Below are 19,726 nucleotides of genomic sequence, written 5' to 3'. Positions count from 1 at the left end.
AACAATGACGGACAAGAGTTAAGTTAAACGACTATAAGAGGCGTAACAGAGACTGATATTTCATAAATCACAACAAATGTTCGCCGCTTGTTCTTTTTCAATAGCCATTAGCGACGCCCGCTTTTATAAGAAGACAAAGAAAGCCGTCCAAACTTATATAATTGGTAAAAAATATTTAGATAGAGCATAGACCTTACGAGGAACAACATCAGAAATATGACACTCAAAGCATGACACCGGAACCCCCAACAGCAAATCAAACGATTACCAGCCAAGCCGACGCAATTATGATGCCCAAGGCGCCTTTGTTGTTATCCGGATTACGTTTTTCAGTCTGGATTAGTCCAGACGGCGAGATCGAAAGATTGCCAAATATTGAGGCTGCTCGCCGTGTCACCCTTGAACCCCCGATGGTATGTCATGCAAAATCTACGGCCCAAAGGTTGGGCATCGATCCCTTCCCATCGTATGATGTCCTTGAGCTGATCGCTTTTGTGCGCCCGGCTGCCGCCTGTACACCAACGCCCCGGGGCCTCGCGGCCTTTATTGGCGCCCCAGAGCCCACATCAATTGAAGCCGCAGCCCTAATTCTGCATCAAACATCAGAACTTCTTTTGCGTGAGCAAGCATCCAAAGGCAGACAATACGATCCCTATGCTGCAGATATTGCAAGAACAATGATGATGGCAGGCTGGCTATGGGCCCCCGCAATACTATCGGCTATGCAGGAAGAAAACCTGCACTCCCCGGCCCTAAAGCCCGGTCGAGGAATGCGTGTTTGGGAACGCCTTGAAGAATGGAGTGATCACGCTCCCGAAGACCCACCAAGGCATCAGTCTGTTAAACCAGAAGAAGCAAGACGCCGCCTCTCTGAACTACTCGGAGAAGATGCTGAGGTTCGTCCGCAACAGGTGGATTATTCCGCCGCAGTTTCTAGCGCTTTTGCCCCCAGAGACGTTTCCGGCGAACCCAATATTGTCTTGGCAGAAGCCGGAACCGGTGTTGGCAAAACCTTGGGGTACATTGCGCCAGCTAGTCTTTGGTCCGAAAAAAATGGTGCCCCGATCTGGATATCCACCTTTACCCGAAACCTACAAACTCAAATCGACAGTGAGCTCAATAGGCTTTTCCCGGAACGGCGCGAGAAATCAAAACGCGTCGTCATACGTAAAGGTCGCGAAAATTATCTTTGTCTGCTGAATCTTGAAGAAGCGTCTCAAGCCCTAATGACGAAACCCCATGACGCCATTGCCATAGGTTTGATGGTAAGATGGGCATCACGCAGCAGAAATGGTGATATGGTTGGGGGCGACTTCCCTGGCTGGTTGGCTGACTTGGTTGGGAAGAACAGAACTCTGGGTCTAACAGACAGACGTGGCGAATGTATTTACTCTGGCTGCCCCCACTACAGTCGTTGTTATATTGAACGCAATATCCGCAAAGCCAAACGCGCAAATATCGTTGTCGCAAACCATGCACTGGTCATGATTCAAGCTGCCATGGGCGGCGGACGTGATGAAGGCTCTCTTCCCAGTCATTATGTTTTTGACGAAGGCCATCACCTGTTTGATGCTGCTGACAGTGCTTTTTCTGCACACCTAACAGCACAGGAAAGTCAGGAACTCCGCCGCTGGATTTCTGGGGTAGAGACAGGATCAACCCGTTCTGCAAGCCGAGCACGCGGCCTGAAAAAGCGGCTCGAAGATTTGATCGCAACAGACGACAGGACTCGCGATCTGGTCACCGAAACCGTACACGCGGCAAGACATCTTACCGGGGACGGTTGGGTAAATCGGATGGAAGATAACCTTCCAAACGGGCCAATGGAAACCTTCCTTTGCCGGTTAAGAGAACAGGTTTACGCTCGTACGGACCATGAAAACTCCCCCTATAGTCTCGAAGCGGAAACCAAACCCGCAATTCCGGGCCTCATAGAATCTGCAATTGAACTACGTTCTGCACTCGAAGAACTTTTGGAACCAATTAAAAACCTGCGCCGCCGCCTGGAACAACGCCTTGATAATGAAGCTGATGAACTAGATAGCGACACACGGCGACGGATCGAAGCGGCTTGTAAAAGTCTGGAACAACGCGGCAGTAATCAGGTGCAGGCATGGATCGCCATGCTCATTGCGCTGGAAGAGGAAATTCCAGAAGATTTCACCGACTGGCTTTCTGTCGAACGTGCGGGAGGAAAAGACTTAGATGTTGGCCTGCACAGACACTGGATTGATCCCACTAAACCGCTGGCGAATACTTTGTTATCTCAGGCGCATGGTACTGTCATAACATCAGCAACCCTGACAGAGGGGAGCGGAAATGAAGAAGGCGACTGGATTGGCGCAGAACGACGTAGTGGCGCATCTTTCGTTCCCGGTATTCCGACAAGAGCCCGATTCAAATCCCCCTATGATTACGTCAATCAAACCCGGGTCTTTATCGTCAATGATGTCCGTAAAGACGATATGGATCAGGTTTCAGCAGCCTATCGAGAATTATTTCTGGCCTCACAAGGCGGGGCCTTAGGACTTTTTACTGCCATTTCCCGCCTCAGGACTGTTCACCAGAAAATGGGACCCGAACTCGATCGATCCGGTTTGACGCTCTATAGCCAGCATGTCGATAACCTCGACACCTCAACACTCATCGATATATTCAGGGCAGAAAGAAATTCATCTTTATTAGGCACCGATGCCGTTCGTGACGGCGTAGATGTACCCGGCGATTCGTTACGGTTGATCGTATTTGATCGCGTCCCCTGGCCAAGGCCAACCATTCAACACCGTGCCCGCAAAGAGCATTTTGGTGGCAACCGCTATAATGACAGCCAAACAAGACTAAAGCTGAAACAAGCCTATGGTCGCCTCATCAGACGTGAAAATGATCGTGGTATATTCGTCCTTCTTGATCCCATGATGCCGACGAGACTCCAAAATGCCTTTCCCGAAGGTGTTTCAATACAAAAAACAGGATTGGCAGACGCCGTTTCCCAAGTTCGTGACTTCTTTGACACTTCCTCTAAATAGAACAAAAACCTAACATTCCAGCCTATAAAGATTAAGTCCAAGTCCTTCATTTTAGTTCCGTACAGAAATTTCTGTTTTTTTTACTTGCAAAAGTAAAAGAGGAAGAATAAACCTCACTCCGGATCGGGGAGTAGCGCAGCCTGGTAGCGCATCTGGTTTGGGACCAGAGGGTCGGAGGTTCGAATCCTCTCTCCCCGACCAATTATTCCAAAAAGAAGGAATAATTGACCACAAAGACCGCCTTCGAGCGGTCTTTTGTCTTTTTAAGGCAAACACTTCCTCACGATACGCAAATGTTTACTTTAAAGTTCTGTAATAATAAAAATTCATGAGAATTTGAATGCAATATAACGAAACAAAAATCGTTAATTGAACAGCAGAATAACGCTATCCATCAATTCACTCTAACATTGCGACAAACCAAATACTCTGCGCCTAATACTCTGTGACAGGCATACCTTCGCGAAACGCGATCTTTCATACACCCGCAACAAATTGTGTTTTGGACAGGATCTAAAACACCCTGCCCAAACCACATAAATTAAGCCATTTCTGTTCGGCTTGATACCTTTGCCCTTAACAGGACACCCAACACAACGAGAGTCCCCAGCGTAATGGCGATCCAGCTGTTTGAGATAAGGACTAAACCAGCAAGAGTAAGCAAAACCTTCTCGACTAAAATAAGTTCACGCCCCCAAAACCCGATATAAGCAGCAGACAGAGCGAGAATAGCAAGAACCCCACTAAACAAAGCCAAGACAAACTCAACCAGAGAAAAGTCGACAAACAACAAACTAGGCGCATAGATAAACATAAAAGGTACCAATGCCTTACCCATAGAGAGCCTAAAAGCGGTCGTGCCCGTGCGCATCGGGTCTGCCCGTGACAGCCCTGCTGCAGCGTATGCTGCTAAGGCAACAGGAGGGGTAACATCTGCCAGCACTCCGAAGTAAAAAACAAAGAAGTGTGTCGCGATCAACGGCACACCAAACTCTGACAATGCCGGTGCCGCTATTGATGCCAAGATAATATAAGTCGGCGTCGTCGGAATACCCGCCCCCATCAAGATACAGGCAATTGCCACGAAAAAGAGACCGAAGAACAAAGCAATAGATTTTTCAGAAAGAAGGTCAGTAAAGTCGAACGCCGTGACAATTCCCGCTAGATCATACGCCAGCTGTACAACAGCCGCCGAGAACTTGAACCCCAGACCCGTTAATGTCGTAATACCCAGCAGAAAGCCTACACAGGCACAAGCAGCACCGATAGCTAGCGCAAACTTAGCGCCATCCTCGAAACCGATCATGAGCTTTCTTGGCGTCAATACTGTGTTTAAATCCATATCCCGATTACCCATTCTATGAGCTACCAGCGGGATATAAGAAAAACCTATCGTGAATAGAATTCCCCAAAAAGCGGCCAAAAACGGCGTATATTGCATCAATAAAAGTGTAACCATGACAGCTAAGGGAATCAATAAGTGCCAAGACCGTTTCAGAACGTTAGCCAGCTGTGGAATTTTATCTGCAGACATCCCCGCAAGTCCCAACCGCTTTGATTCCAAATGCACCATCAACAAAATGGCTAAATAGTGAAAAGCGGCCGGAATAATCGCAATAAGGATGATTTCATTATAAGGCACACCTAACATCTCGGTCATCACAAAAGCCGAAGCCCCCATAATCGGGGGTGTGACTTGCCCACCACAGGATGCAGATGCTTCAACCGCACCTGCAAAGCGCCCTGAAAAACCCATCTTTTTCATCAACGGGATTGTAAAAGCCCCTGTGGTAACCGTGTTGGCAATCGGAGACCCGGAAATCATTCCGAAGAAGCCAGAAGACACAACAGAAACCTTTGCACTCCCCCCGGATTGGCGGCCAGCGATGATCGTTGCCAAATCAATAAAGAGCTGCCCAAGGCCACTCATTTGAGCAAGAATCCCAAATAGAACAAAATGGAAGACATAGGTTGCAACAACGCCGACTGCGACGCCGTAGATACCTTCAGTTCCAACAAAGAGGTGATTAATAATACGATCGATCCCGTAACCACGATGGGCCAAAATACCGGGCATGTAAGGACCAAACATAGCGTAAAGAATACAAAAGGCCCCAATGTAGGCTAGCGTAGCCCCCATGGTACGACGTGTTGCCTCTAGCGTAACGATAATGGCGATCAGGCCCATCATATATTCTTGTGGACGCGGTTCGCCAACATTCACGATAAAGATGTCTTTGAAGAAGACTGCAAGATAAGCAGAGAACCCTGCGCCTAACGCAGCAAAAAGCCAATCACGTAAAGCGATTTTTCCCGGCTCACAACCACGCCCTTTTATTGGCAGGGTCATGATAGCCAGCCCCACCATTCCTGCGATAAAAACATAACTTGAGACAGTCGCGGGTAATTGTCCCAAAAGGTCAAAGATCAAAAAGAGATAGAAGGCCGCAAACAAGAAAGAGCTGCGCCACATAGCTGGTGTCGGCGCTGCCCGTTTGCGCGGGAAAACCAAAAATACCAGCCCCATCACAAAAGCCAGATGTACCGTGCGGTGCATAACTTCGTTCAGAAGTCCAAAACCTGCCGTATACAAATGGAATAAGGACAGAGCAACCGAGGCAATTGTGATCAGTATAGCAACTGGCCCCAATAAATCGCGGAAGTTAGATTCGGAGTCGTACTCCTTGATCATCGCCTCGATTTGTTCGGGCGAGAGGTCTGGATCTGACTGTCCAGATTGACCTGTTTGCTTTGTCATATGTTACTTTCCTTCATTCTCGCACATCTGAATACCCAGAACCTTGGCTTTAAGATCCGCCAAAGTAATCACAAATTCACCAAGATGCAGACTATTGAGGTATTCACGCTGAACACGCAGCTGAATACGGGTAAATTTCCGATCCATTTCAAGGATAAATTTACCGTCCTGTTGCCGCCATTTGATTGTTCCAACATCACCAGCAAAAGAAGGCAATCCGGCACTATGAGTTTCAAATACTTCAGCAATTTGATGTATCCCACTTGATCGCACCTCGTATATATCCATCACTGGCGTAAGCGTCGCGGAATGAATAAAGGAAAGTGAAAATTTGTGGCTTTCATCAAGTGTATATCGCACTAGTTCACGGTTCGAATAGCCATCATATAAACAAAGGTTACGAACCGGATTGTCGGCCCCAGAAGGAGCCGACAGAAAAAATAGGCTTAGCCATACGGCAAAGCCTATTTTACGAAAGTATATCAGCTTACTTTGTAACACCGATTTCTTTATAGTATTTTGCTGCGCCAGGATGCACAGGAATTGAAACACTTTGCAGCGCTGTTTTCGCAGCAATTTCCTTGCCCTTAGGATGAACTTTCCCAAGAGTTTCCGTGTTTTCATAAAGAGCTTTTGTCACGGCGTAGATAATATCATCCGACACGCCAGCATGTGTTGCCCAGATCGCACGAACAGCCAAAGTTTCAACATCTTTATCAATACCTTTGTAAGATCCCGCAGGCAGAATCGAATTTACATAATAAGGCTGTTTTTCCTGCAACTTGGCGATTGCTGGTCCGCTTAACGGGATCACTTTGATCTCATGACCATTGGCAAGTTCGGTAACAGAAGACGTCGGCGCACCAGCAGTAATCAATGATGCGTCTAGATTACCATCTTTAATTTTTTCAACCGATTGTGAAAAAGATGAGAAGTCTTCAGACAGATCATCCCGAGACATACCGTGGGCCTCAACTAAGTCACCCAATAGCTGCCACTGACCTGATCCAGGAGAACCAGACGAAATGGACTTTCCGGCAAGATCTTCGAATTTCTCGATGTTAGAATCCGCACGCGCAACCAGCTGAACTGTCTCAGGGTACAGCGCACCGATGGCACGAATGTTTTCAACTTTGTTGCCTTCGAATTGACCGATGCCTCTATAGGCTGCGTCCAGAATATCTGCTGCAGCAAAAGCACTTTCGATTTCGCCACGGCTCAAAAGTTTGGTGTTCGCAACAGACGCATTACCTGTTTCTGCTGTTGCCGACAATTTTGTATCTGGAAGCTCAGCGGTATTAGAAATTAACTGAGCAAGCATACCGCCCAGTGGATAGTAGGTACCACCCGTTCCGCCAGTAGCAATACCAAAGAAAGAGCGTGTTTGAGCGCTTACAGATTTTCCGACAAGACCTGCCAAAGGCAAAGCCGCGGCTGAAAGCATAAGAGTTCTGCGAGTAAGCATATTGTTCTCCATGTTGTTAACCAACCGGGAATTCTCTTGCCACCCGGCTCTACGAATAATTTGACTCATCTAATTTTAAATGTCAAAGATGTTTTTCAATTGTAAAAATATGATTTTATAGCGATGACACCCGAATTGATAAAATTTATGGCAGGATCTACCCCGATTTTGCTTAATGTTCCCCATGCTGGAACTTCCCTTCCATCATCAATCCTATCGCGATTACGCCCTGATGCATTGGATCTGAAAGACACTGATTGGCACATGCATGAATTTGCCCTCCCTTGTGCTGAGCTAGGATGCAGCGTCATGGCCGCGCAATATTCCCGCTACGTAGTGGATTTGAATCGTTCTGCCGAAGATACGCCGCTTTATACAGGCCCAACTACTGGTCTTGTTTCGCAGATAGATTTTGACGGACATCCACTTTATCAAACAGAACAAGAGCCAGATGAAGAAGAGATAAAAGCACGTATCAACACCTATTGGGGGCCCTATCATCAAGCACTAGAGGCAGAGATTCAGCATATCAAATCCGAGTTTGGTATTTGTATTCTGATAGACCTACATTCGATCCGATCAAAAGTACCCCGTCTATTTGATGGTGTGTTGCCCGATTTTAATCTTGGAACCAATAGCGGCAACAGTACTGATTCTCGATTTGAGAAATGTGCCCAGCAATACCTTAGTTCTGGTAAATATAGTTTCGTAAAAAATGGTCGTTTCAAAGGCGGCTACATTACACGGCATTATGGCCGGCCAGATCAAAACATACACGCCCTTCAGCTTGAGATTGCACAATCAACATACATGATCGAGCAAAGTCCCTGGAACCTGGAAAACCAAAAAGCGATTGCACTTGGCGATACGATAAAAGGATTAGTATCTGCGCTGTTATCCGAACTGGAATCTAGAAAATGACTTTTCTTGAAAACCTCATCACCACTTTAAGTTAACAATACCAACCCGGATCTGATCACGAACTCTTCTATTCTGTGCCCCCCCATAAAGCTATAAAGGACATCAATTAAATGGCGACCGGTTTATTCTTCAAACAAGCTCTGACAAATCAGGGTTGGGTATATGACATCTCTGTCAGCATCTCGGAAGACGGTTATATTCGGGCAATTGATCAGGATAATAACCCAAACTGCTACCCTGTGATTGAAAACCCGATTGTCCCCGGAATGCCAAACCTTCACAGCCATTCGTTTCAATATGCAATGGCTGGCTTGTCAGAAGTACGAAGAAATCCCGTTGATAGCTTCTGGTCCTGGCGTGAAATGATGTATTATTTTGCGCACAATGTTTCCCCCAGCGAACTACAGGCAATCACCGCAAAGCTTTATATGGAACTTCTCAAAGGCGGGTATACAGAAGTTGTTGAATTCCATTACCTACACAACGACATGGACGGCAGTTATTATACACAGACTGAAGAACTGTCGACAGCGATTATAACTGCCTCTGATCAAACGGGTCTTAGTCTTACACATCTTCCTGTATTTTACGCCCACGCAAATTTTGGCGGTGTCGCCCCACAAGATGCTCAACGTCGTTTTATCAACTCGCGGGACCAATATCTGAAGTTAATCGAAATACTTAAGTCAAACCAAAACCAGGCCAGTTATAATTTAGGCTTGGCTCCTCACTCATTAAGAGCCGTCACCGAAGACGAAATGGCTTGGCTTCTTGACTTACGAGACAATCTTTTACCAGATTGTCCGGTTCATATTCATGTGGCAGAGCAAACCAAAGAAGTAGATGACAGCGTTGCTTATAACGGGAAGCGTTCTGTCACAGCCCTCATGGACCAGGCACCTGTAGATTCTGCCTGGTGCCTAATTCATTCTACCCATTTAGATGATAACGAAGTTTCTGCGATTGCCAATTCTGGAGCAACCGTCGGCTTGTGTCCGCTGACAGAATCAAATCTGGGAGATGGAATTTTTCGGGCTATCGATTTTCTGAATAACGGGGGCCATTTTGGCATCGGTTCTGACAGCAACATTTGTACACAGGCCACCCAAGAGCTACGTACTCTGGAATATAGTCAGCGTTTATTATATCGACAACGAAACGTTCTGTGCTCGGAAAAAATGCCCAATGTTGGCAGTCATTTGTGGCAATTGGCTGCAGCGGGTGGTGCCCGCGCCACAGGCCGTAAAATCGGACAAATATCCGTGGGGTCCCGAGCAGATTTTGTCGAACTGAAATTTGATCAAAACGGTATTATGGCAGCCGTTCCCCCTCAAGCCGTACTTGATTTCCATATATTTTCTGGACAAAAATCTGATATTGGCGACGTTTATGTTGCCGGCAAGAAAGTTTTAACATCCGGAAAACATCCGTTAGAAGAAACGATAAACACAGCCTATGTTTCAGCTATACAGAGACTGGCCCATAAATTATAAGTAGCTATGGATAAAAGTAAGAAATATCAGTCAAATTCCCTCCTGCGGGGTCTTAGAATTCTTGAAGCATTTGGCGCCGGTCGAGCACAAATGACGCTTTCGCAAATCGCTGATGAAATTTCAGTAACGAGTTCAGCAGCCTTTCGTTTTGTACATACGTTAGAACAAGAAGGTTATTTAATAAAAAACGAGGCGGAGCGTACATTCCGCCTCGCGCCACGCGTTATGGAGCTGGGCTATAGCTATATCAAGTCTTTGGATTTAAACGACGTTGCAGCCAGTCACGCACGTCATCTACGCGATCTATCCGGTTTTTCAGTTCACGTCGCGGTACTAGAAAACACAGATGCCGTCTATGTTTTTCGCGCCATGTCTCCCAGTCCGATGGTCTCCAATATTCCCGTTGGCTCACGCTTACCAGCTTTTGCAACGTCCATGGGCCGTATCATGCTTTCCTCGCTCAGTGACGAAGAGATTGATCGCCGCTTCAAGGGATATGAATTTCAAAAATTCACAGACGCCACAATTGGCACGCTTAACGAGCTTAAAGCGGCCTTAAAAGAAGATCAAAAACGAGGGTATACGGCACAAGCTTCACAGTTAGCAGAAGGAACAAATGCGATAGCTGCGCCAATCCATGATCGATCAGGGTACGCTATCGGAGCCGTTAATATATCTGGGCACCACAACCAGCTAGGCTTGAATGAACACTTAATAAACATGGTGCTCGACTGTGCGAAGCGCATCTCTGAAATGCAGTAATAATCATAGCGAAGGACATTCGCGCTTAAATCTGTGCTTTACTCAATATTTTAAAAAGAAGAAAAACTGACCCCAAAAAACTGCCTTTGAGCGTTTTTTTATCTTTATGACCAGAATATTTTCATCATAAGGCCTGCCTGTCTCCCGATGAGATCATGCCTGCATTACCTCACAGACTCATTGTAGCACTACAATGTGGGCTATCTCATTCTTTTGCTATACGCCGTACTCTATCCTCACTAGGCTTTTGATCAGTCCATTACTGCTATCTCGGAATCTGATATGTCGCTTGATCTACTGCTGTTGTTTATACCCGCCGCCTTCGCAATCAATATTCTGCCGGGCCCAAATAACATGCTCGCCATGACAAACGGTCTGCGCTATGGACTTTTTGACGCCATGAAAGGCGGATTAGGCCGCCTAGTCGCTTTTGTTATCCTTATTGTTCTGACTGCCACGGGCCTCGGGGCAATTCTGGCTGCTTCAACAACAGCCTTTTACGCCTTGAAAATTGGCGGTGCCATATATCTCGTTTATCTGGGCATTCGCTTGTGGCGCTCAAAAACGGAAGATGTCGAAGACATTGGAGCGCCCCAGAGATCAAAAACTTCTACCTACTCCATTATTCGACAGGAATTTCTGGTCGCAATCAGTAATCCCAAGGCAATTTTGGTTTTCACTGCCTTTTTCCCTCAGTTCATTGATCCTACTCTTGCGATGTTGCCCCAATTCGCAACTATGGGAATAATCTTTGTTTTTCTCGAAATTATTGCGCTCTTTCTCTATGCCATTTCCGGTAAGCAACTTGCATTCCTGACCAGAACACAAAAGGGGCAAAGAATAATGAACCGAACCAGCGGGTCATTTCTCATTGCGGCTGGCGGCCTACTCGCTACATCCAGCCGATAGATTCTACCAAAATACCACATAGAAAATGCCGAACCATCCCGGCATTTTTCTTATTTGGAACACTTTATTTTCACATTAGGGGAATAAAAACAGCGCTGAGGTGTCTTTTATCTACACGGATATTTTTAAATCTCTGAATTAAGGAAATAAAGACATGAAGACAGCGCTGAAAATGATCGTCGTTACAACTGCCCTTATGACCGCCGCTCCCTTTGCAGCATCCGCAGAAAATTTGGATGAAATCGTTACCACAAGCGAGACATCACTCGGTACAATTCTCGTCAACAACTCAGGGATGACACTTTACTCCTTCGATAAGGATTCAGGTGGAAAATCAGTTTGCAATGGTGGTTGCGCAAAAGCTTGGCCACCTCTTTTGGCTTCATCTTCTGCTACGGAAAAAGGAAATTACACAAAAATCACACGTGATGATGGGGCGCAACAATGGGCATATAAAGGGATGCCACTTTATGGCTGGGTCCAAGACAAAAAGCCCGGCGATGTCACCGGAGATGAATTCAAAGGCGTCTGGCACGTTGTAAAACCTTAATACCGCAGCTCTGAATACGACAGACCAAAGGTCTAAGCCATTATGGACGAGTTTCTTGATCAGTTGACCAAGTCCATCCCCTTTCTCAGGCGATATGCTTACGCATTGGTCAAAGACTCGTCCAAGGCGGATGATCTGGTTCAGGACTGTCTGGAAAGAAGCTTGGCGAAACGTGACCAGTGGAAAGGCGACGGCAGCTTAAAATCGTGGTTATACAGAATTTTAAGTAACATCCACCTTAACCACTATCGACAGAACCAAACCAACCCTCTTCATTTTCCTGCTGAATTGACGGAAAGAACACCATTGGTCCCAGACACAGATACAACATCACATCAACTGAGCCATTTGTATTTAAGAGATCTGGATAAAGGGATTACCCAACTACCCGATGAACAAAAACAGGTCCTTTTGTTGATTGCGCTAGAGGGTTTAAGCTATTCGGAAGTCTCAGCCATTACACAAGTACCACTTGGCACCGTCATGTCTCGGCTTTCCCGAGCAAGAGAAACTTTGCGGAAATTTACCGCAACATCATCACCGAAAAAAGTACCGCCGATCAGGAGAATAAAATGAGCAGGAATAGATTTGAAGGCTCAGAGCTTCTCCACGCCTATGTTGACGGAGAATTAAAACCAGAGGAAAGGCTGCGTGTCGTACAATGGCTTGAAACTCACCCGGATGACGCAAGAATGGTCAATGAGTGGCAAAAGCAAAACCAGGGAATTAACACCCTTTTTGCTTCAAAAGCTCATGAACCAATACCGGAACACCTCTCCCCTCCCTCTAAGCCTCAACATATACTTTCCGACAATTGCACGTCAGCATCGATCCTTCCTCAAATAGCAGCCGCGTTCTTGATCCTAGCCATTGGCATAGCAGGTGGTTGGTTTGGGCGGGATTTCCTAAAGACATCAATATCAGACCAAATGCCCATCGCAACAGCATATCAAAACTTTTCCCAACCTGCGATGGAAGCCCATTGGATATACACACCCGAGGTCCGGCATCCGGTAGAAGTTGAAAAGAACGAGCAAGATCATCTTGTTAAATGGCTTTCTTATCGGCTCGAGACCCCCCTCACGATCCCTGTCCTCTCGGCACAAGGGTTTGATTTGATGGGCGGCCGTCTTTTACCTTCGCAAACAGGACCTGCCGCGCAGTTTATGTATGAAAGTAAAGCCGGCAGCCGTATTACCCTCTATCTCACAAAATCATTCAACGACGAAAAGGGAGAGACGGAATTTCAATTCAAACAAGCCGGATCAACACGGGCATTCTACTGGTACAATGGCGCTCTCGGCTACGCCGTCATCGGAGATATTAAGCGAAATGAACTGCTAGAAATTGTTAATGATGTCTATCGGCAACTCTAAGCGAAAAAATAACACCTAATTTTCAAGAGTTCTCTAGGGACTTATTCACCAAGACTGTTATAGTAATGGAAAAGCTATTGAAATTTACCGCGCTTCTTCTCAAGTAAGAGGCTCAATATTTCAAATATTACGCACAATGTTTATACACGTTCATAAGGAAGTGTCTCAATGACCGATTATCGTTCTGCCTTGGTCTATGTAATGGTTCTTACATCTGCAGCTGACAGCGACATGACTGATTCAGAGCTAACAACGATTGGTGAAATCGTAAAGTTTCTACCTGTGTTCAAAGGTTATAATCCAGAAGATCTTCCCATGGATTCTCGTAAGTGCGCTGACCTTCTCGAAGGCGAAGACGGTATTGATCGTGTCCTAGACCAAGTTGTCGCGGCTCTGCCGGAACACCTCAGGGAAACAGCCTATGCACTGGCATTAGAAGTTGTTGCCGCGGACGGTATTGCCAGCCAGGAAGAGTTACGTCTTTTGGAAATTTTACGCCACACGCTTGATATCGAACGCCTTGCAGCCGCTGCAATTGAGCGCGGCGCCCGCGCACGTTACATGCACGCTTGAATTTAATTATCCGAATTTAAAAAAAGAGAGGCCAACAACCTCTCTTTTTTCTTTGGAAGTAACTTCTATGTCCATACTAGAGATAGACATCTTTTTACCTTTGTAGATGCCCTGTGACAAAAGCCCGTTAACTAACAATCATCTATCCTATGATTTATGCTATTGATACCCTTCGAAATCCTTATATAAGACCTATATAGAGCTATCGTTTTTGGCAGGCACAGCATGATATCAGACACAAGACAACAAGACCGTCCCATTGCCCTTTGGCTTTTACTCTGCTGTGGAATGATTTTGGCCATGGCTGTCATTGGTGCCATTACCCGACTAACAGAATCAGGTCTGTCGATCATGGTGTGGGAACCCTTCAAGGGTGTTCTTCCCCCGATGAATCAAGGCGAATGGGAACGCATGTTTGATATTTACAAACAAATTCCCGAATACCAGCAAGAAAATCTGGGCATGAGCCTGGAGGAATTTAAAAATATTTTCTGGTGGGAATTCATCCATCGTCTTTGGGGACGTGCCATTGGCGTCGTTTTTCTGTTGCCCTTTGTATGGTTTTTAATCAAAGGACAAATCAGGAAACCGCTTATCCCTCATATGGTTCTGATGTTTATTCTTGGTGGACTACAGGGTGGTATGGGATGGTATATGGTTGCCAGTGGCTTCGCAGACAGAACTGATGTCAGCCAGTACCGATTAACTGCACACCTGTTACTAGCCTTTGCCATTTATGCCTATATTTTCTGGATTGCCATCGGGTTATTATTTCCACAACCAAGCAGAAATTCGGCTTTTTCAAGTGCCAAGCTGCACATTCCACTTTGCCTTATTCCTATACTCGTTACCATAACAATTGCTTCAGGTGGTCTCGTAGCCGGCCTCAATGCAGGCATGATTTACAACACCTTTCCTCTGATGGACGGAGAAATCATTCCCGATGCCTATCATGCGCTTGAACCATGGCATTTAAATATTTTTGAGAATATCGCTGCTGTACAGTTTAACCATCGGGCTTTGGCGATCACCACTTTCACCCTGACTTTAGTTATATGGGGGTGGTCCCTTGTCTTGCAGCGTTCTACTAACCTCGCGCTCGCGCTCAACCTGTTGCTTTTGAGTGCTGTCATTCAGGTTATATTGGGCATTAGTACTCTTTTACTGGTTGTTCCCATCTCGTTAGCTGCCATGCATCAGGCCGGTGGCCTGTTGTATCTTACCGCCAGTCTCTATGCCCTCTATGTTGTTCGCCGGGATAAGAACCCTGCTCTCTTTTAAGGTTTATTAGATATGTCAGATCATAAATTCCAAGTCCACGATATGGACATCCCTGATGAGCCACTAGCAATCTCTGTACTTACCGGCTTTCTGGGCAGTGGCAAAACCACCCTATTGAAAGAGCTATTGCAACATCCTGACATGGATGAAACTGCTGTTATTGTTAACGAGTTTGGGGAAATAGGATTGGATCATCTTCTGGTAGAAAGCTCTTCAGAAGATATCGTCCTGATGAACAGTGGTTGCCTGTGTTGCACAGTTCGTGGTGACTTGGTTGAAACAATCAGAAAGCTTTACAAACAACGCTTGATGAAAGAAGTTCCCACTTTCAACCGTATCGTTATCGAAACAACAGGCCTCGCCGATCCTGCGCCGATCCTGCAAACCTTAATGTCCGATCCTTTTCTAAGTGACCGTTTTAGACTGGATGGTGTAATCGCCACTGTCGATGCCATTAATGGTACAGAAACACTGAACAATCATCAGGAATCAATCAAGCAGGCTGCTGTGGCCGACCGCCTGCTTCTGACCAAAACTGATCTGTCCAAAGATGGTGATTTTAAGGATCTTGTCGCTCGCCTCAAAGAATTAAACCCCACAGCGAGTATCTTCAAAATTGCGAAGGGCCAGATTGACCCGGCACAGCTTTTTAACGCTGGGCTCTATAATCCCGAAACCAAAACACTGGATGTGCAAAACTGGCTTAAAGCAGAAGCTTTTGAAGATAGCCACAAGCATAACCACGGGCATAATCACCATCATGGTCATGGACACCACCACGGACATAGCCATAACCCCAACAGACACGACGACAGAGTGCATGCCTTCTGCCTAACACATGATAAGCCGCTTGACTGGGATCAACTTAATTCCTGGGTAGATATGCTCATCACACTGTATGGCAGCAATTTGCTTCGGATCAAAGGTTTGCTTAATATTGAGGGTGATGAGAAACCAATTGTCATTCATGGCGTTCAACATATTTTTCACCCTCCCGTAATGCTGGAAGGTTGGCCAGACAAAGACCGCCGATCAAAAATTGTTTTTATTGTCAAAGATCTAAAACAGGAAATGTTTGAAGATACCTTCAAAGCGTTCATGGAACAGAATGACGATGTGATATAGCGGGTAAAGCTAGCCTCAACCAGTTATCGCTTTAAAACCACCTGTTCTTTCATGAGTACACCATAGAAGAAACTCTTCTGCTGGCATCGGCTTCGCAAAGAAATACCCCTGCGCCTCTTCACAACCTCGATCTTTGAGGAATAACATATGGGATTTTTCTTCGACCCCCTCGGCTAGGACTTTCGTTCCCATAGCATGCGCCATAGAGATAATAGCAGCCGTAATTGCAGCATCATCCTGATTCTGATCCAACTTTAGGACGAACGATTTATCAATCTTCAGCTTATCAACTGGGAATCGCTTCAGATAAGAAAGCGAAGAATAACCCGTACCAAAGTCATCAATGGCCAAATGAACCCCAAGTTCAGCGAGACTATTTAGAATACGATCAGCCTCTCTAAAGTCAGCCATAATCGCCGTCTCGGTAATTTCAAGCTCGAGACATCCTGGACTTACCTGCGTGAATTCAAGAACTTCGGCCACTTTGTGAACAAAGTCGACTTGCCTGAATGAAACGGCAGACAAATTAACCGCAACACGAATACCCGGCAAAATATTTTGCCATTCTTTTGCCTGTGTACAAGCCGTCGTCATAACCCAGTCAGTAATAGGATCGATTAATCCTGTTTTCTCAGCAATAGGAATAAAACGATCTGGGCTTACCATTCCATCACTGCTATGCCAGCGGATTAAAGCTTCGGCCCCGACCAAACGTCCGGTTTGCAGCTCTATCTGAGGTTGATAATAAAGCTCGAATTCATTTTTATCTAATGCTGCCCGAAGTAAATGTTCTAACCGACTACTTTCTTCGAGATTCTTTTTTAAACCGCTATCAAAGAATGTATAGGTCGACCTCCCTTTATGCTTCGCTTGATAAAGCGCCATTTCGGCATGGCCTAAAAGCTCAGTTGCCGTCCTTCCATGTTCAGGACCAATTGCGATACCAACACTGCATCCTGAATAAACTTCATTACCACTCAGGAAAAACGCCTTGCCCATCCGCATTAGAAGTCGTTGAGCACAATATTCGGCATCGACTTTTTCTTCGATCGGCAACATCAAGGCAAATTCATCTCCGCCCAACCGAGCCAAATGTGCCCCAGGGATTAGTTCTTCTTTGAGTAAATCAGCAATTTTTCGTAATAACTGATCACCTGTTTCGTGCCCAAATATATCATTCAAATCTTTGAAATGATCCAGATCCATCACCAAAACAGCACAGTATTTAGTATCCTCACACGCTTCGCCCCCTTTAAAAAGGGATGGGTGCTGATCCACAGCATGTACAAACTGTATACGATTACCAAGACCCGTTAATGCGTCGTGGTAAGTCATGTGTTCCACAGTTTTCTGGGCTTTAATACGCGCTTTGATTTCCTGTGAGAGTTCCTGTGTTCTTTCCGCAACTTTCTTCTTCAATACCCCTTGGATACGAAGCAGCTCTTCTTGGCGCAATAACAGGTCATTGATATCCTTGGCCTCGATTAAATACGCACTTCGACCACCGTGGCGAAACTTTGAAACAAACATTTCAACACGTAACGCTCCCCCTTTTAAACCCACAAGTTTGAGAGGAAATGCCTGCGTTTCATCGGATAAAAGTTTAAAATCTTTGTTAAAAACAGATTTATAATCCGGGTGAACAAACGTTGAAAAGGCTTTACCAAGAACGTCCTCTTCATCACTACCTTCAAGCAACTTTAGCCCAGCAGGATTCATATAGCTGATGCCATTATCATCACAGATACACAGGAAAGAAAGCGCAGCATCCTTGAGAATACGCTGTGATATCTCGCTTTCAACAAGAGCTGCAGCATTTTTCTTGGCAAGAGAGAAGTCCTTGCCATAAAGGATAATGGTGTTCTGTTCCGCTTCTACAACAGAATCTGCATAAAACATGACTTCATGCTTCTTGTTGTTAAAGCCAACTATTTTTAACGGGAAATCAGTTTTCCCACTTTCCAATAGTCCCTGCCAAATATCATTGAAGACATAGTGATATTCGACATCAACAAGATCAATAACGGGAAGAGGGTTATCATTCCCGGAATTATCATAACCAAGCATGTTGCATCCCGCATTATTGCAGAAGACAACGCACTGATCCCGCACCAATAGAGCCAGATCAGGAAGAGCATTAAGGATTTGCTTGATATCTGTATTCAAACTTTATTTATGACTATCATAGAGATAGCCATCCATTCCATTATACTTACAACCGCCATTTGGACTGGCTAATAACTCAAAGAAACGCCGCCCAGCTTATCCTTTAAGCTAGCAAAATGACTCTTACTGGAATGTAAAGATCTGGAAAATTTCACAATTTTTTGACAATAAATCTTACATTTTTTATTCGGTATGATTTTTTGACCCGCGACCCTTGAAATATTTGATCAAAAAGTTGATCACAACGATTGGTAAGACCAACCCTGCCCCCAAAAGAATATAGCGCCCGCCCCAATCAATAAATTCAGCAGCAGAATCGACTACCTTCTGAAAATTATCGACAATCCAGTTCACGAGCCCCAATGCATCCGTGTTGAAAGCGGCAAGCACAACACCAACCACAAAACAAAGAAGTACGATCTGAATAATACGGCCAACCATGCGATTTCCCACGTAACCGAACACCTTTTAAGGTCTTCAGTTTATAATCAAGTTCAATTAAAATTCTCTAGACCAGTTATTTTCTAGAATCCGACAGCGTCTAGAGCAAGAACAATCAGCACTCAACTATGTTGAGCGGGCAAATACAGACAAAGTGCTCGTCTGGAATCAACAAGAGCGTTGTCTTATGAGAAAGAACAACGCTCTTGGATCTATATGCCCAAATTGGTAGAAATCGATTATTTATGATTTCCCAATAATTTCCATACCGTTGGCAGGAGTAATGAAGCCAACGCAAGTTTTACTACGTCACCCATAAGGAATGGCAACATACCCCATTCCAACAAAGGCTTGTCCCAACCAACAATCGAACCAAGCCAAAGCAAACCAAAGCTATAGATCACTGCATTACCAAGGATCATCGCAACAGCGGTTGAGATATAATTGCGATCCCAGCCTTTTTCAGCTAACCAGCCAAGCAAGACAGCAGCAAAGAAGAAGCCAAGCAAATAGCCCCCTGTTGTGCCCATCATGTATACAAGACCAAGCCCTTTTTCAGGCGTACCGGAAAACACTGGAAGCCCCATAGCACCTTCGAAAAGATAGAGCATGATCGTTAATCCACCCAAGCGCCAGCCATAGGCCATACCAATCATAAAGACCACTGTGGTCTGCATTGTCATTGGAACGGGATAAAAAGGAATCTGAATTTTAGCCGACGCCCAAAGAGCAAGGGACCCAACGAGGACCATCAACATCTTTGTTAAAAGGTTTGAATGAGAACCAACAAGTTGCTGTCCCAATGTAGGGTGAGCGGTTTGTACCGAGAGCATCAATATGCCTCCTGCAAAATAAACAAACAATTGTTATCGATTGATAT

17 protein-coding genes and 1 tRNA gene are annotated in these 19,726 nt (G+C 45.4%); 12 read left to right on the top strand and 6 right to left on the bottom strand.

Features of this window, described 5'->3' with window-relative positions; translation table 11 throughout:
- Positions 1-230: 230 nt before the first annotated feature.
- Together ACN0QW_RS16775 and ACN0QW_RS16770 are read left to right on the top strand one after the other, a co-directional pair.
- Positions 231-3,026, top strand: coding sequence for an ATP-dependent DNA helicase (locus tag ACN0QW_RS16775; RefSeq protein ID WP_417433029.1), 2,796 nt, complete (start codon positions 231-233; stop codon positions 3,024-3,026).
- Positions 3,027-3,150: 124 nt separating this feature from the next.
- Positions 3,151-3,227, top strand: a tRNA-Pro gene (locus ACN0QW_RS16770).
- A 340-nt stretch (positions 3,228-3,567) separates the two neighbouring features.
- Here the strand turns inward: ACN0QW_RS16770 and ACN0QW_RS16765 are convergent.
- Genes ACN0QW_RS16765 through ACN0QW_RS16755 form a run of 3 tightly spaced genes read right to left on the bottom strand, consistent with a single transcriptional unit; the run spans position 3,568 to position 7,249 of the window.
- Positions 3,568-5,784 (bottom strand): TRAP transporter permease, encoded by a 2,217-nt coding sequence (locus tag ACN0QW_RS16765; RefSeq protein ID WP_417433027.1) that lies wholly within the window; start codon positions 5,782-5,784, stop codon positions 3,568-3,570.
- A 3-nt stretch (positions 5,785-5,787) separates the two neighbouring features.
- Positions 5,788-6,285, bottom strand: a complete 498-nt coding sequence (locus ACN0QW_RS16760) for a DUF1850 domain-containing protein (RefSeq protein WP_417433025.1) — start codon at positions 6,283-6,285, stop codon at positions 5,788-5,790.
- Complete coding sequence (locus ACN0QW_RS16755; protein ID WP_417433023.1) at positions 6,272-7,249, bottom strand: TAXI family TRAP transporter solute-binding subunit; 978 nt, start codon at positions 7,247-7,249, stop codon at positions 6,272-6,274. Before ACN0QW_RS16755 ends, ACN0QW_RS16760 begins: the two co-directional genes overlap by 14 nt.
- Before the next feature lie 147 nt (positions 7,250-7,396).
- Between ACN0QW_RS16755 and hutG the strand changes: the two genes are divergently transcribed.
- From hutG to ACN0QW_RS16705, 10 genes are all read left to right on the top strand, one after another.
- On the top strand, positions 7,397-8,170 hold the full coding sequence (hutG, locus tag ACN0QW_RS16750; protein ID WP_417433021.1) for an N-formylglutamate deformylase: 774 nt from the start codon (positions 7,397-7,399) through the stop codon (positions 8,168-8,170).
- Between the two features lie 110 nt (positions 8,171-8,280).
- The gene (locus ACN0QW_RS16745) at positions 8,281-9,663 is read left to right on the top strand and encodes a formimidoylglutamate deiminase (protein WP_417433019.1); all 1,383 of its coding nucleotides are present in this window, start codon (positions 8,281-8,283) and stop codon (positions 9,661-9,663) included.
- Positions 9,664-9,669: 6 nt separating this feature from the next.
- Entirely contained in the window at positions 9,670-10,425 is a 756-nt protein-coding gene (locus ACN0QW_RS16740) for an IclR family transcriptional regulator (protein ID WP_417433017.1), read from the top strand.
- Positions 10,426-10,707: 282 nt separating this feature from the next.
- A complete protein-coding gene (locus ACN0QW_RS16735) occupies positions 10,708-11,334 on the top strand; it encodes a LysE family translocator (protein ID WP_417433015.1) in 627 nt (208 codons plus the stop codon).
- 154 nt (positions 11,335-11,488) lie between these two features.
- Positions 11,489-11,884 (top strand): hypothetical protein, encoded by a 396-nt coding sequence (locus tag ACN0QW_RS16730; RefSeq protein WP_417433013.1) that lies wholly within the window; start codon positions 11,489-11,491, stop codon positions 11,882-11,884.
- A 42-nt stretch (positions 11,885-11,926) separates the two neighbouring features.
- Positions 11,927-12,460 carry an RNA polymerase sigma factor gene (locus tag ACN0QW_RS16725; RefSeq protein WP_417433011.1) on the top strand — a complete coding sequence of 178 codons (534 nt, stop codon included), beginning with the start codon at positions 11,927-11,929 and terminating at the stop codon, positions 12,458-12,460.
- Positions 12,457-13,260, top strand: a complete 804-nt coding sequence (locus ACN0QW_RS16720) for an anti-sigma factor family protein (RefSeq protein ID WP_417433009.1) — start codon at positions 12,457-12,459, stop codon at positions 13,258-13,260. Before ACN0QW_RS16725 ends, ACN0QW_RS16720 begins: the two co-directional genes overlap by 4 nt.
- Positions 13,261-13,428: 168 nt before the next feature.
- Entirely contained in the window at positions 13,429-13,833 is a 405-nt protein-coding gene (locus ACN0QW_RS16715) for a tellurite resistance TerB family protein (RefSeq protein ID WP_417433007.1), read from the top strand.
- 225 nt (positions 13,834-14,058) lie between these two features.
- Positions 14,059-15,114, top strand: a complete 1,056-nt coding sequence (locus tag ACN0QW_RS16710) for a COX15/CtaA family protein (protein WP_417433005.1) — start codon at positions 14,059-14,061, stop codon at positions 15,112-15,114.
- Positions 15,115-15,126: 12 nt separating this feature from the next.
- On the top strand, positions 15,127-16,239 hold the full coding sequence (locus tag ACN0QW_RS16705) for a CobW family GTP-binding protein (RefSeq protein WP_417433003.1): 1,113 nt from the start codon (positions 15,127-15,129) through the stop codon (positions 16,237-16,239).
- A gap of 15 nt (positions 16,240-16,254) precedes the next feature.
- Here the strand turns inward: ACN0QW_RS16705 and ACN0QW_RS16700 are convergent, their stop codons facing one another.
- From ACN0QW_RS16700 to ACN0QW_RS16690, 3 genes are all read right to left on the bottom strand, one after another.
- A complete protein-coding gene (locus tag ACN0QW_RS16700) occupies positions 16,255-18,405 on the bottom strand; it encodes an EAL domain-containing protein (RefSeq protein WP_417433001.1) in 2,151 nt (716 codons plus the stop codon).
- Between the two features lie 183 nt (positions 18,406-18,588).
- Positions 18,589-18,846, bottom strand: a complete 258-nt coding sequence (locus tag ACN0QW_RS16695; protein ID WP_417432999.1) for a hypothetical protein — start codon at positions 18,844-18,846, stop codon at positions 18,589-18,591.
- Positions 18,847-19,085: 239 nt separating this feature from the next.
- Positions 19,086-19,679, bottom strand: a complete 594-nt coding sequence (locus ACN0QW_RS16690) for a biotin transporter BioY (protein WP_417432997.1) — start codon at positions 19,677-19,679, stop codon at positions 19,086-19,088.
- Positions 19,680-19,726: the final 47 nt, after the last annotated feature.

Origin of the sequence: Kiloniella sp. (assembly GCF_048259265.1) — a bacterium.
Lineage (GTDB): Bacteria > Pseudomonadota > Alphaproteobacteria > Kiloniellales > Kiloniellaceae > Kiloniella.
This window is presented reverse-complemented; position numbering and strand designations above follow the sequence as displayed.